Here is a 12,456-nt window from a genome sequence, read left to right as displayed (position 1 = left end):
ACATCCTCGGGTCAGAAGTCCACTAGTCTCATCCTAAGACAATGGCAGGAGTGCAAATTGAAAAAGCGCGTGAGTCAGCGCCGCCAAATTACCCGATTCCGTGTTGGCGCAACAGAAAATGGGACCAGCCGACGCGAGGATATCCTCGCGGGCGAGGAACCGTTGGAGATTCGGCTAGGCTCCCGGTCCTTCTCCGTGACCATGCGCACACCCGGGGACGACTTCGACCTGGTCGCTGGTTTCCTGGTGTCCGAGGGCATCATCTGGGAGCCCGGACAGCTGGTCAGCCTCCGGTACTGCGCAGGGGTGGATGATGCCGGACAACAAACGTTCAACGTGGTGGAGTCCCAGCTCAGGCCCGATGTGGTGCTGCCGGATACTGCGATGGAACGCCACGTGTACACGTCCAGTTCCTGCGGTATTTGCGGCACCGCCTCAATCGACGCGGTGCGTAAATCCTCGCGCTTCGACGTGCATGACGACGCCGCCCAGGTCTCGCTCCCGGCGCTCGCCGGATTGCCCGACCGGCTGCGGGAGTCGCAGAAACTGTTCGACTCGACCGGTGGCGTGCACGCGGCGGGGCTGTTCACCCGGGAGGGCGAATTGTTATGCCTTCGTGAGGACGTGGGCCGCCATAACGCCGTTGACAAGGTGGTGGGCTGGGCGTTGCGCGAAGGAATGCTGCCGTTGAAGGGGACCATCCTGCAGGTATCAGGCCGTGCCTCGTTTGAACTCGTGCAGAAGGCGCAGCTCGCTGGGATACCCGTGTTGTCAGCGGTCAGCGCGCCGTCGTCGTTGGCTGCCGACCTCGCCGAAGACACCGGCATCACCCTGGTGGGCTTCAGTCGAGGCGTGTCACTGAACTGCTACACGCACCCGCAGCGGATCGCCGCCTAACCCAACCAGCCGACGTCAGGGGTTGCACGCACGATGGAACTGGGCATCTACAGCTTCGGCGATATTCACCCCAACCCGGTGACGGGGGAGCGGGTCTCACCGCAGCAACGCATGGCAGACCTGCTGGAGCGGGCCCGGCTCGCTGACCAGGTGGGACTGGACTATTTTGGCATCGGTGAGCACCATCGGCCGGACTATGCGGTCTCGTCGGTGGTGCCCGTGCTCGCCGCCGCGGCGGCGCAGACCACCTCTATCCATGTCGGCTCGGCGGTGACCGTTTTGAGCACCGAGGACCCGGTGCGGGTGTACCAGCAGTTCGCTACCCTCGACCTGCTCTCGGGTGGCCGGGCCGAGCTGACCGCCGGGCGGGGATCCTTCATCGAGTCATACCCACTCTTCGGAGCGGAACTTGGCGATTACGAGGAGCTGTACGAGGAGAAGATCGGGTTGCTGCTGCAGCTTGACGCTGCGGAGCGCATCACCTGGAGCGGAAAGTTCCGGGCGGCGTTGGACGATGCACTAATCCTGCCCCGGCCTACCTCGGGTCAGCTGGACATCTGGATTGCCACGGGAGGCACACCGGCGTCGTCGGTGCGCGCCGCCCGGCTAGGCACACCCGTAATTTTTGCGTTGCTCGGTGGAACGGTGGGGAACTTCGCCCAGCACGCGCAGCTGTACCGCGAGACGGCTGCCAACGCTGGGCACGATCCCGCAACGCTGAAGGTGGGTCTGAGCGGCGTCGGGCTGGTGCTGAAGAAGGACGCGCAGCCCACTTTCAAGCCGTATTGGCTGGACACGATGAAGCGGATCTCATCGGAGCGGGGCTTCCCGATGCCCAGCGAGGTCACCTATAACATGCAGGCCGCACGTTCGGGGGCTGTGTTTGTGGGAAACCCTGAGGAAGTGGCGGAGAAGATCGTGCTGGCCCACTCACAGATGCAACACGACCGGCACATCCTGCAGCTCGACTGGTCCTCTGTGCCGCAGGCGCAGGTGCTGGAGTCGATTGAGCTGCTGGGCACCGAGGTGCTGCCTTTGGTGCGCCGGGCGCTCGGTGTGGCGGCGCCGTAGTGGTGAGCAACCTGGACAGGCCGGGTCAACCTGGACATTGGTGAGAGAAATGTTGGCCACCGATGTCCAGGTTGATCACCGGAGCAGGTCAGCGCGGGCCAGGTCAGCGACGACGACGACGACGACGGCGGGCCGGGTCAGGCGGGGAGCCGTTCCCCGGCTTCCACTGGGACGCTGAGCCGGTTTCCCGCAGGTGGCCGGGGGCAGGTGCCAAACGGAGTGAACGCGCTCGGATAGTTCAGCGACCGGTTGAAGTCGAGGGTGACCAACCCACCGGGGGACACCCGATCGGTGGTGAGGAAGCGCCACTCGGCGGTGGTCAGTTTGTTCGTCTCGTCGTGGAAGGCTAGCTTCAGGGACCCATCCTGCTGCTCCTCCACGATGAGGGTATGGGCAACTCCGCCGAGGGTAAACGAAACAGTCCCGGCCGCCCGAATCATGTCAGGGACCGCGGGGTGGGCGGTGAGGATCGGCGTCTCACGGGGCGTCGGGTAGGGCAGGTACCTGCCCTCAATGACGGCGCCGGAGTTGTACTCGTAGACCGGTACGCCGTCGAACCCGGTGTACGTGGGCGAAGTGTTGTCTCGCGTGCGCACCACGTAGCGGTTGCCGCGGACTGCGAGTTCAACCACGGTGTCGCGATGCCGCACCCAGTTGACGGAATCACCGTCGACCAATGCCAGAGTGACTGTTCCGTCGACAGGCAGGCCGGTGCTGGCCATCGTCAACCCGTCCCGTCCCGCAGCAGTGAGGGTGGCTCCCGGACCGGTGCCAGGCTCGCTGGCGCTCCAGCGCCCTGGCACCAGGTCAAGGGGTGCGGGCTGGTCCGGGAGCCATTGTAAAGAAGTGAGGGTCAGCCAGCCATGCCCTACGGCCAGGGAAGCGTCCCGGCGCTCGCGGAAGCTGCGCCACTGCTGGACATGGTCCTGTTGGGCAGCGGTGGGGTGGGACATACTCGATCTCCTGACGGGGACGGCAACAAAATCGGGTCAGAACGGGTGAAGGAGGCGCTGCACAAATCGTTTGGTGCGCTCCTGCTGAGGATCGCGGAGGACAGTGTCGGGGTGCCCGCGTTCAATCACCACGCCGCCATCCATGAAGACCACCTCATCGGCGACTTCGCGGGCGAAGGCGAGCTCATGGGTGACGATTACCATAGTCCACCGTTCGTCGGCGAGTTCCTTAATCACCGTCAGCACCTCACCCACCAACTCGGGGTCGAGCGCCGAGGTGGGCTCGTCGAACAGCAGTAGCGCGGGTTTGAGAGCCAGGGCGCGGACAATACCCACCCGCTGTTGCTGTCCGCCGGAGAGCTCGAACGGGTACTGGTCTTTCTTGTCGGCCAGTCCCACCCGTGCCAGCAGCGACTCGGCGTCCCGGATGGCGTCGGCCCGGCGGGTTTTCTTCACCTGCACCGGTCCCTCGATCACATTCTCGAGGACGGTCAGGTGGGGAAACAGGTTGTAGTGCTGAAAAACCATGGCGCTTTGGTCACGCAGCGCCGACAGGTCCTTCGCCTTGACCTTGCCGCCGAAGTTCAATGCGGGGCCGTTCGAGATCGAGACCACACCGCCGTCGGGGGTCTCAAGCCCGTTGAGGCACCTCAGCACAGTGGTTTTGCCGGAGCCGGACGGGCCGATCAGCGCCGTCACCCGCCCCGGCTGGACGGCAAGGTCAATCGACTTCAGCACCACGTTCTCGCCGAAGGCCTTGCTCAGGCCGGTGACCGTCAGCAGGTTGCCCTGCTGGCCGGCGGCGCTGGTGGGTTCAGTGTGCGACATAGCGATCCAACCTCTTCTCCAGGTAGGACTGCCCGCTGGAAAGGACGAGGCAGAACACCCAGTAGACCAGTGCGGCCTCCAGATACAACATCATGAATTGCTGGCTGAACGCGGCGATCTCCTCCGCCTGCCGGAACAGCTCGGTCACCAGGATCAGGGACGCCAGGGAGGTGTCCTTCACCAGGCTGATAAAGGTGTTGGACAGCGGCGGTACCGAGACGCGGGCGGCCTGGGGCAGAATGATGCGGCGCATCGTGCGGGTGCGTGACATCCCGATGGTGTGCCCCGCCTCCCACTGGCCTTTGGGCACCGACAGGATCGCTGCGCGGATAATCTCGGCCGCGTAGCCCGCCACATTCAGGGAGAACGCGATGATGGCGCTCGGCCAGGGATCAATCACTACGCCGATCGACGGCAGCCCATAGAAAATCACAAACAGCTGCACCAACAGGGGGGTACCCCTGATGATCGACACGTACGTCCTGGCCACTCCCGACGCGAACCGGTTGCTGCTCAACCGCATTAGCGCGATGAGCAGCGCCAGGAGCAGGCCGAGGACAAACGACGCCAGGGACAGTGGGATGGTGCCTGTCAGCCCAGCCAGGACCAGCGGGCCGAGCGAATCCCAGAACAGTGTCCAGTCGATGGTGTTCCTCCGTGTACCTAGCCGGTGCTATCCGGTGACGTCGGAGCCGAAGTACTTCTCCGAGATCTCGGCAAGCGTACCGTCTGCGCGCAGAGAGGCGAGCGCCTCGTCGACGGCGGCAATCAGGTCGTCGCTGCCCTTGGTGAAGGCGAAGGCGCTCAGCGACTCCTCATCGGTCTCGGCGGCAATCTTGATCGCATCGGTGGGGTTGGTCTGCTGGTAGTCCAGGTAGGTCAGTGTGTCGTTGATCGTGGCGTCGACCCGTCCCTGCTCCAGCAGCGCCACCGACTGCGCCCACCCTTCCACTGCCTCGATCTCGGCGCCGCTTTCCTGCGCGAGCGCGTGCCAGTTGCTGGTCAGCGACTGGGCAGTGGTCTTGCCCTCAAGGTCCTCAAAGGAGGTGATCTCGGTGTTGTCGGCGGTGGTCACGATGACGCCGGTGCTCACCGTGTACGGGTCCGAAAAGTCGTAGGTTTCGAGCCGTTCCTCGGTGATGGACACCTGGTTGGCGATGACGTCGAACCGGCCGGCATCGAGGCCGGCGAAGATGGCATCCCACTGGGTTTCCTCGAACTGCGCCTCAACACCGAGTTCAGCGGCGACGGCGGTGATCACTTCGACGTCGAACCCGGTCAGGTCACCGGCGCCGTCCTCGTGAAAGGTGAAGGGACGGTAGGTGCCTTCGGTGCCGACGGTGATGACTCCCGCGTCCTGGATTTCCTGGAGCGTGGTGGGGCCTGCGGACGCGGCGTTGTCGGTGGACCCCCCGGAGGATGGTTCCCCGCCGCCGCAGGCGGCGAGGGCGAGGGTAAGAGCAGCGGCTGCGCCAAGGATTGAAAATCGACGGGTCTTCATTGCGGGTCCTTAATGACTGAGTGGTGGTGAGAGGTCTTCTGCCGTTGTACAGTGCCGGGTTGCGGGGCACAACGCGGGGAGCCACATAGTGCAACAAAGCCCTCAGCGAAATTAGTTCCCCGGACCCGTGTGATCCAGCCGACCCCGCGACCCCCGCGCCCCGCACCGCCGGGGTTGCGGGCATAAGCTGAAGACCTGAGCAATGGAGGCTAGTACATGAGCATGGAAGGCGCTGCCTGGAACTCCCTTTACCGGATTTCCACTGCCAAGGACAGCAACAACAAATTCTCGAAGGAAACGCTAAAGCGGATCCTCGCGTTCGCTGTGCCCTACCGGACCACACTGATCTTCTTCATTGCGCTGTCGGTGGTCTCGGCATTCCTTGCCGTAGCGACACCGGTCCTCGCCGGGCAGGTGGTCAACGAGATCATCGCTGGAACCGGTCTGGAGACGGTGGTGTGGCTCGCCGTCGTCATCGCGCTGGTGGCGGTTGCCGACGCAGTGGTGAGCATGGCCACCCGCTGGTACTCCTCCCGCATCGGTGAGGGGGTCATCCTCGACCTGCGCACCCGGGTGTTCGATCATGTGCAGAAAATGCCGATAGCGTTTTTCACCCGCACCAGGACTGGCGCCCTGGTCAGCAGGCTGAATAACGACGTGATCGGGGCACAGCAAGCCTTCAGTGGCACCCTTTCCGGCGTGGTCAGCAACATCGTGGCCCTGGTGCTGACCCTGGTAGTGATGCTGACGACGTCGGTGCTGGTCACGGTGCTGGCCATGGTGATGCTGCCGATCTTCCTGCTCCCGGCCCGCCGGATGGGCAACCGCCTCGCTGCCCTGCGCCGCGAAGCAGCCGACCACAACTCGGCCATGAGCACGCAGATGACCGAGCGCTTCTCGGCCCCCGGCGCCACCCTGGTCAAGCTGTTCGGCCGCCCGCAGGAGGAATCGCACGAGTTCGTTGTACGTGCAGCGCGGGTCCGCGACATCGGTGTGCGCATGGCCATGCTGCAGTGGGTCTTCGTCACGGCGCTGATGCTGGTATCGGCGCTCGCCCTTGCTCTGGTCTACGGTCTGGGTGGTGCCCTCGCCCTCGGCGGGGCGTTGAACACCGGCGAGGTGGTGACACTTGCGCTGCTGCTGACCCGCCTGTACGCACCCTTGACCAACCTCGCGAACGCCCGGGTGGAGATCATGAGCGCGCTGGTGAGCTTCGAGCGGGTGTTTGAGGTCCTGGACCTTGACCCGCTGATCAAGGAAAAGCCGCAGGCCGGTACCATCCCCGACGGCCCGGTGTCGGTGGAGTTCGACGACGTCAGGTTTGCCTACCCCTCGGCGGACAAGGTCTCACTCGCCTCATTGGAGGAGGTGGCCACCCTGGATACCCGCGGTGGCGAAGAGGTGCTGCATGGGGTGTCGTTCCGGGTGGAGCCGGGACAGACGATCGCCCTGGTGGGTTCATCGGGTGCCGGGAAGTCGACGATCGCCCAACTGCTGGCGCGACTATACGACGTCGACAGTGGTGCGGTCCGCCTGGCTGGCACCGATGTCCGGGACGTGACGTTCGAATCGCTCCGGCACACCATGGGCATGGTCACCCAGGACGGCCACCTCTTCCACGAAACCATCAAATCCAACCTGCTGTTGGCCCGGCCCGGAGCCACGACGGATGAGATCTGGGATGCCATCCGGCGGGCCCGGTTGGAGTCGCTGATCCGGTCCCTTCCTGACCAGCTGGACACCATGGTGGGAGAACGGGGCTACCGGCTTTCCGGCGGTGAGCGTCAGCGGATGACGATCGCCCGCCTCCTGCTCGCCCAGCCGCGCGTGGTCATCCTTGACGAGGCGACGGCGGCCCTCGACTCCACATCCGAGGCAGCAGTGCAGGCGGCGCTCAGTGAAGCGCTGGAGGGGCGAACCGCCATCGTCATTGCCCACCGGCTCTCGACCATCCGCACCGCGGACCAGATCCTGGTGATCGAGGACGGCCAGATTGCGGAACGCGGAAACCATGACGAACTGCTGGAGCGCGGAGGTCGGTATGCGGAGCTGCACCGCACCCAGTTCGCGGTTCGGAAGAACGTGGCGCCGGGGGTGTAATTCCCTGCGGGCCGGGTCAGGTGGCGGTTGCGGCAGTGCCTGCCGCGCCACCGCGGGGACGCGGGTCCGGGATGTGAAGCAACGGGAGCGCTGCGTTGACCATTGGCCCTATGAGGAGGGCAAAGGCGACAGTTCCGAGCCCGACGGTGCCGCCAAGGACCCATCCGATGGCCAAAACTGACAGCTCGATCACGGTGCGGACCTTCCAGATCTTCCAGCCCCACTTCCGGTTGATCCCGGTCATCAGCCCGTCCCGCGGGCCGGGGCCCATCCGTGCGCCGATGTACAGTCCGGTGGCGAGCGCCAGAAGGGTAAGTCCACCGGCGAACAGCAGGATCTGTGCCCACAGTTCGGTCGGCATCGGAAGTATGGCCAGGCCCACTTCGGCGCTGGGACCAACCAGGGCCACATTGAGCACCGTGCCGATGCCCGGCTTTTGCCGAATAGGAATCCAGAGCAGCAGTACCAGTAGTCCAATAATGTTGGTGGCGATGCCGAAGGGCAGCCCCGACTGCAGTGCGACGCCCTGACCGAGGACGTCCCACGGTGACACCCCGATCCCGGCCTGGATCATCATGGCGATGGCAAAGCCATAACAGAACAGGCCAATCAGGAGCTGGGGGATACGTCGGAGGAGGAGATGGCTCATACGAACCAGTCAATACCGTTATTGGCCTTCTCACAAGAAGCCAATTGATCTAAACTGGTCCGATGCAAGTGATATCGGCGGCAAGATTGGACTTGTTGCTGACGGAATGGCGGACCGGGGCAGCTGCTTATATTGCGCTGGCCGACCGGATTCGGCTGCTGGTGCTCGATGGCCGGATCCCCGTGGGTGCCCGGCTGCCGGCAGAACGTGAACTTGCGGCGCGGTTGGCGGTGAGTCGGACCACCGTGTCGTCAACCTATTCTCGATTGCGTGATTCCGGCTACCTGAGTAGTGCCCGAGGATCAGGCAGCGTCGCTCGATTGCCCGGGGCGCAGGGTGGGGTGGCCGACAGTGGCGGCGGTGGGCTGCTGGACTTCAGCAAGGCCGCGATGCCCGCGACTCCGCTCCTCGCCGACGCAGCCCTGCGGGCCGCTCGGGACCTGCAGCACTACCTCGGCGGCTCCGGCTACGACTCTGTCGGTCTGCCTCAACTGCGTGAAGCCGTCGCGGCCCGCTACCGGAAACGCGGGTTACCGACGGAGCCTGAGCAGATACTGATCACGATGGGCGCCCAGCACGCCATTTCCCTGCTTACCCGCCACCTGATGGATCGTAGCGACACCGCCATCGTCGAATCACCCAGCTATCCGCACGCCTATGAGGCGATCCGGGCTGCCGGGCGACGCCTGGTGCCGGTTAACGTCAGCACCGAGGCGGGGTGGGACGATGACGCCCTGCAGCAGGCGTTCCGGCGAACGAGTCCGGCCATCGCCTACCTCATGCCCGATTTCCATAACCCGACCGGTCGGGTTATGGGTGCGGAGCAACGGGTCAGACTCCTTGCTGCGGCGCAACGTCAGGGGACAGTGGTGATCGCGGATGAGACCATGGCAGAGCTGGCGATTGACCCTCTGGAAGTCCCTCTCCCACTGGCTGCCTACGGGCTGGCGGTCCTGATCGGATCCATTGGTAAGACCATTTGGGGTGGCTTACGGATCGGCTGGATCAGGGCAGAGGCTCCGCTCATTGAGCAACTCGCCCGCGCACGGTCAGCCTCCGACTTGGGGACTCCCATTCTTGAACAGCTGATCGCCTCGGATCTTTTGGGTAGCTACGATCAGATTCTCGCGGATCGGCAGAAGCAGATCCGTGCGGGGCGGGACCACCTGATGGCTGCACTCCGTGACAAGATCCCCGACTGGACGGTGCCAGCTACCGCGGGTGGACTCTCGCTGTGGGTGAACCTCGGTCGAAGTGTCAGCTCGCAGCTGGCACTCGCAGCACGGCAGGAAGGGCTCCTACTTGGGGCAGGTCCACGGTTCGGTATGGACGGTGCTTTCGAGCGGTTTCTGCGTCTCCCCTTCAGTTATTCGATCGAGGATACTGATCAGGCTGTGGGAATGCTGCAACGCGCGTGGGTACTGATGGGGCAGGGCCGCATTCTCGACCAGGGTCTGCTCGCCGACGTCGTCTAGGTGCGGCTAGCCGTCCGGATTAGGCGCGTTATCAACGTCAGATCCTTCTCCGGGCCGCTGACCCGCCAGTGATACTGCCAGTGATCCTGATCCACCAGAAGGAACTCCCCCCGGTAGACGTCGGGGGAGCAGGGGTGCACCGGCGAGTCCTGGCCCGTAGAGAGGTCAAGGGCGTGGAAGAAACGGCCGTCCGGGAAGAGCACCTCCGCAGACTGTGGCCCCCCGGCTTGTCGCCAGAGCAGTTCGCGGGTCGCAGGTGTGGGTGGGGATCCGGCCCAGATCAGGGTGCCGTGCTCGCCGTGGTGCAGGGCACCGCCGTCGTCGGGAGTGAAGGCAGCAGTGCCGCTGAAGGTACCGGTCAGACCGGAGGTGAGGTCTTGCAGGGTGCGGTCAACTGACCAGGCTCCCCTGAGGTAGCCGAGGAGCGTGTCGGCGGAGCCGAGGCGATGCGGTGCAAATTTACTCATGGCCACCCGTCACGTTGGTGCCCCTGGCCGGAATCGAACCGACGACCTTCCCTTTAGGAGAGGGACGCTCTATCCTACTGAGCTACAGAGGCGGGTACAGCGGTATCAGCTTACCTGCTTTCCGGCAGTGCCCCAGCCTAGGTGGGGGGCGGTGCGAGAACCTTGCCGCGCACGCCGGCCGGGAGCAGCACAGCCAGCAGGCCCGCGACACAGGACAAGCCCAGCAGTAACCAGCGCGCTATCGTGAGCGCCGAGGCGAGGGTGACCTGCCCGTCGTCGGGCGCCCCTGCGGCCAGCAGTGAATCGATGGCCACGTTTTCCCACAGATCCACCACGGCGAACAGCAGCGGCGGACCCCAGAGTACCCAGCGCAGCCAGCGGCGATCTACGTTCAGCTGGATCAGGAGTAGCCAGGCAATGCCGAAGATGAGCGGGAACAAGGTTCCCGCAGTCTTGTGGAGGTAGCTGAGTTGGCCGCGGGCGTCGTCGTCCATGGCCGCCTGCAAGTCCGCGACGTAGCCTGATCCGTAGCCACCGAACATCATGTCCGGCATTGTCAGTCCATCGGCGAGCTGGTTCATCTGGCCCAGGGCAAGGAGGTGGTAGTACCCGAAGAGGAGGACGGCCGTGGCAGCGGCGGCGATCAGGAGCATGTTTCCGTTGCTGCGGGGTGGAACAACGGCTGGAGTTGCATTGGGATCACCCGCAGCGGCGGGTCCATGCTTCCTGGCGATCTGTGCTCGGGTCTTGGACATGGAGCGATTATCCCAGCAGTGCGACCAAAATCCTCCCCATACACGTGGAACTGAGGAATAACTGTGAATCACGTTACGTTTTGGTGACAAATATGCTATTTGAGGCATCTGTGATTGCAAACACAGCCTGATTTGCGGTTGTTTAGATGAATGGCAATTAACCAAGCACTACCTATGACCAGCGTCGCGGATGAAGTCGGATGGCTCGCAGCGGTCGAGGACGCGATTGATTCGGTCTTCGCGCCCGTCACCAAAGTGTTCTCCGACATCGTCTTTTTCCCCATCACCATTGGGGACATCAGCTTTCCCGTTGTTGTCGCGTGGCTGATCGCCGCCGGCATCATCTTCACGATCTACTTTGGGTTCGCCCAGTTCCGACACCTCAAGGTTTCTTACGAAGTGGTCCGGGGCCGATACTCCTCCAAGGACGACCCCGGGGAGGTGCCTCATTTCCAGGCGCTCACCTCGGCGCTGTCCGGCACCGTGGGGCTTGGCAACATTGCCGGCGTCGGTGCTGCGATGGCCCTCGGTGGCCCGGGTGCCACGTTCTGGATGATCCTTGCAGGTCTGCTGGGCATGGCCACCAAGTTCGCTGAATGTACCCTCGGCGTGAAGTACCGCGAGGTCCATGCCGACGGCACTGTTAGTGGTGGCCCGTTCAAATACCTTCCGATTGCGTTCGCCAAGTTCGGTAAGTTGCCAGCCAAAATTCTGACCGGGATCTTTGCCGTCGCCATCCTCATCTTCGGCGTGGCCGGCGGCAACATGTTCCAGGCCAACCAAACCTTCGCCCAGGTGCAGAACGTCACCGGCGGCGCCGACGGGTTCCTCGGCAGTGCTGGGGCGGCCCTCATCTTCGGCCTGGTGCTCGCAGCCCTGGTGGGTGCCGTGATCCTCGGCGGCATCAAGTCAATCGGTGCCACCACCAGCCGGCTGGTGCCGGCCATGGCCGCCGTCTACATCACAGCCTGCCTTTTCGTGATCATCGTCAATATCGGCAATGTCCCAGCGGCGTTCGCCTCCATCATCGAGGGTGCGTTTGCCCCGGCCGGAATGGCGGGCGGGTTCATCGGCGTCATGATCGTCGGCTTCCAGCGTGCTGCGTTCTCCAACGAGGCTGGCCTCGGCTCCGCCGCCATCGCCCACTCGGCTGTCAAAACCCGCCGCCCCGTCAGCGAGGGCTTCGTAGCGATGTTCGAACCACTCATCGACACGGTGGTCATCTGTACCATGACAGCCCTGACCATCATCATTGCCGGCGCTCCCAGCCTGCAAGCGGGCATTGACCAGGTCCAGGCCGGCGACGGTGCTCCCGACGGCGTCATCCTCACGTCCGACGCTTTCGCCACCGTCATTTCCTGGTTCCCGATTGTCCTGGCTATCGCTGTTGCTCTCTTCGCCTTCTCCACGCTGATTACCTGGTCCTACTACGGGCTCAAGGCCTGGGAATATCTCTTCGGACGCAGCAAGGTATCCGAAATCATCTACAAGTGCGTATTCCTCTTCTTCACCGTTGTCGGAACCGTTCTGACCTTCACCCAGGTGCTGAACTTCGCTGACGCGGCACTGTTCATTTGTGCTTTCGTGAACCTGCTCGGCGTGTACTTGCTGCTGCCGGTCATCAAACGCGAGATGAAGGCCTATCTGGCGGATCGTAAGAGCGGCAAACTCCTGCAACTGGGTATCGACGCTGACGATATCGAAGAAGCCAAACCATAATCACCACCCCGATCTAGAGCACAAACGCCCACCGGCTTCCT

12 protein-coding genes and 1 tRNA gene are annotated in these 12,456 nt (G+C 63.7%); 5 read left to right on the top strand and 8 right to left on the bottom strand.

Going from position 1 to position 12,456, the window contains the following annotated elements; genetic code table 11:
* The first annotated feature begins 57 nt into the window (after nucleotides 1-57).
* Nucleotides 58-897 (top strand): formate dehydrogenase accessory sulfurtransferase FdhD, encoded by an 840-nt coding sequence (fdhD, locus tag ACX80A_RS07270; protein WP_459259016.1) that lies wholly within the window; start codon nucleotides 58-60, stop codon nucleotides 895-897.
* A gap of 33 nt (nucleotides 898-930) precedes the next feature.
* Nucleotides 931-1,968 (top strand): LLM class flavin-dependent oxidoreductase, encoded by a 1,038-nt coding sequence (locus tag ACX80A_RS07265; protein ID WP_459259015.1) that lies wholly within the window; start codon nucleotides 931-933, stop codon nucleotides 1,966-1,968.
* 137 nt (nucleotides 1,969-2,105) lie between these two features.
* Here the strand turns inward: ACX80A_RS07265 and ACX80A_RS07260 are convergent, their stop codons facing one another.
* From ACX80A_RS07260 to ACX80A_RS07245, 4 genes are read right to left on the bottom strand one after another with little or no spacing between them, the layout of a single operon-like run.
* Nucleotides 2,106-2,921 (bottom strand): DUF1684 domain-containing protein, encoded by an 816-nt coding sequence (locus tag ACX80A_RS07260; protein ID WP_459259014.1) that lies wholly within the window; start codon nucleotides 2,919-2,921, stop codon nucleotides 2,106-2,108.
* Between the two features lie 36 nt (nucleotides 2,922-2,957).
* Complete coding sequence (locus ACX80A_RS07255; RefSeq protein WP_459259013.1) at nucleotides 2,958-3,749, bottom strand: amino acid ABC transporter ATP-binding protein; 792 nt, start codon at nucleotides 3,747-3,749, stop codon at nucleotides 2,958-2,960.
* Nucleotides 3,736-4,395, bottom strand: coding sequence for an amino acid ABC transporter permease (locus tag ACX80A_RS07250; protein WP_459259049.1), 660 nt, complete (start codon nucleotides 4,393-4,395; stop codon nucleotides 3,736-3,738). The genes ACX80A_RS07255 and ACX80A_RS07250 overlap by 14 nt, the downstream gene beginning before the upstream one ends.
* Before the next feature lie 27 nt (nucleotides 4,396-4,422).
* Complete coding sequence (locus tag ACX80A_RS07245; protein ID WP_459259012.1) at nucleotides 4,423-5,250, bottom strand: amino acid ABC transporter substrate-binding protein; 828 nt, start codon at nucleotides 5,248-5,250, stop codon at nucleotides 4,423-4,425.
* Between the two features lie 216 nt (nucleotides 5,251-5,466).
* On the opposite strand from ACX80A_RS07245, the gene ACX80A_RS07240 reads away from it, so the two are divergent.
* Entirely contained in the window at nucleotides 5,467-7,350 is a 1,884-nt protein-coding gene (locus ACX80A_RS07240) for an ABC transporter ATP-binding protein (RefSeq protein ID WP_459259011.1), read from the top strand.
* A gap of 16 nt (nucleotides 7,351-7,366) precedes the next feature.
* Here ACX80A_RS07240 and yczE read toward each other — a convergent pair whose 3' ends face one another.
* Nucleotides 7,367-7,999, bottom strand: coding sequence for a membrane protein YczE (gene yczE / locus ACX80A_RS07235; RefSeq protein ID WP_459259010.1), 633 nt, complete (start codon nucleotides 7,997-7,999; stop codon nucleotides 7,367-7,369).
* A gap of 62 nt (nucleotides 8,000-8,061) precedes the next feature.
* Here yczE and yczR point away from each other — a divergent pair, with 62 nt between their 5' ends.
* Nucleotides 8,062-9,474, top strand: coding sequence for a MocR-like transcription factor YczR (gene yczR / locus ACX80A_RS07230; RefSeq protein ID WP_459259009.1), 1,413 nt, complete (start codon nucleotides 8,062-8,064; stop codon nucleotides 9,472-9,474).
* On the opposite strand, the gene ACX80A_RS07225 is transcribed toward yczR, so the two are convergent.
* The 3 genes from ACX80A_RS07225 to ACX80A_RS07215 form a co-directional block, all read right to left on the bottom strand.
* Nucleotides 9,471-9,941 carry a DUF6314 family protein gene (locus ACX80A_RS07225; RefSeq protein WP_459259008.1) on the bottom strand — a complete coding sequence of 157 codons (471 nt, stop codon included), beginning with the start codon at nucleotides 9,939-9,941 and terminating at the stop codon, nucleotides 9,471-9,473. The two genes, yczR and ACX80A_RS07225, sit on opposite strands and share 4 nt — an antisense overlap.
* A 15-nt stretch (nucleotides 9,942-9,956) precedes the next feature.
* A tRNA-Arg gene (locus tag ACX80A_RS07220) sits at nucleotides 9,957-10,033 on the bottom strand.
* A 45-nt stretch (nucleotides 10,034-10,078) separates the two neighbouring features.
* A complete protein-coding gene (locus ACX80A_RS07215) occupies nucleotides 10,079-10,696 on the bottom strand; it encodes a hypothetical protein (RefSeq protein ID WP_459259007.1) in 618 nt (205 codons plus the stop codon).
* Between the two features lie 174 nt (nucleotides 10,697-10,870).
* Between ACX80A_RS07215 and ACX80A_RS07210 the strand changes: the two genes are divergently transcribed.
* Nucleotides 10,871-12,415 (top strand): alanine/glycine:cation symporter family protein, encoded by a 1,545-nt coding sequence (locus ACX80A_RS07210; protein ID WP_459259006.1) that lies wholly within the window; start codon nucleotides 10,871-10,873, stop codon nucleotides 12,413-12,415.
* The last annotated feature ends 41 nt before the right edge of the window (nucleotides 12,416-12,456 follow it).

The sequence above is a fragment of the Arthrobacter sp. TMN-50 genome (genome assembly GCF_054511125.1).
This window is presented reverse-complemented; position numbering and strand designations above follow the sequence as displayed.

What these genes read in the sequence shown, in the direction of transcription:
- ACX80A_RS07255 (WP_459259013.1), bottom strand. Translation starts at nt 3,749, where the DNA reads ATGTCGCACACTGAACCCACCAGCGCCGCCGGCCAGCAGGGCAACCTG.
- ACX80A_RS07225 (WP_459259008.1), bottom strand. Translation starts at nt 9,941, where the DNA reads ATGAGTAAATTTGCACCGCATCGCCTCGGCTCCGCCGACACGCTCCTC.
- ACX80A_RS07240 (WP_459259011.1), top strand. Translation starts at nt 5,467, where the DNA reads ATGAGCATGGAAGGCGCTGCCTGGAACTCCCTTTACCGGATTTCCACT.
- ACX80A_RS07210 (WP_459259006.1), top strand. Translation starts at nt 10,871, where the DNA reads ATGACCAGCGTCGCGGATGAAGTCGGATGGCTCGCAGCGGTCGAGGAC.
- ACX80A_RS07245 (WP_459259012.1), bottom strand. Translation starts at nt 5,250, where the DNA reads ATGAAGACCCGTCGATTTTCAATCCTTGGCGCAGCCGCTGCTCTTACC.
- yczR (WP_459259009.1), top strand. Translation starts at nt 8,062, where the DNA reads ATGCAAGTGATATCGGCGGCAAGATTGGACTTGTTGCTGACGGAATGG.
- ACX80A_RS07265 (WP_459259015.1), top strand. Translation starts at nt 931, where the DNA reads ATGGAACTGGGCATCTACAGCTTCGGCGATATTCACCCCAACCCGGTG.
- ACX80A_RS07260 (WP_459259014.1), bottom strand. Translation starts at nt 2,921, where the DNA reads ATGTCCCACCCCACCGCTGCCCAACAGGACCATGTCCAGCAGTGGCGC.
- yczE (WP_459259010.1), bottom strand. Translation starts at nt 7,999, where the DNA reads ATGAGCCATCTCCTCCTCCGACGTATCCCCCAGCTCCTGATTGGCCTG.
- ACX80A_RS07215 (WP_459259007.1), bottom strand. Translation starts at nt 10,696, where the DNA reads ATGTCCAAGACCCGAGCACAGATCGCCAGGAAGCATGGACCCGCCGCT.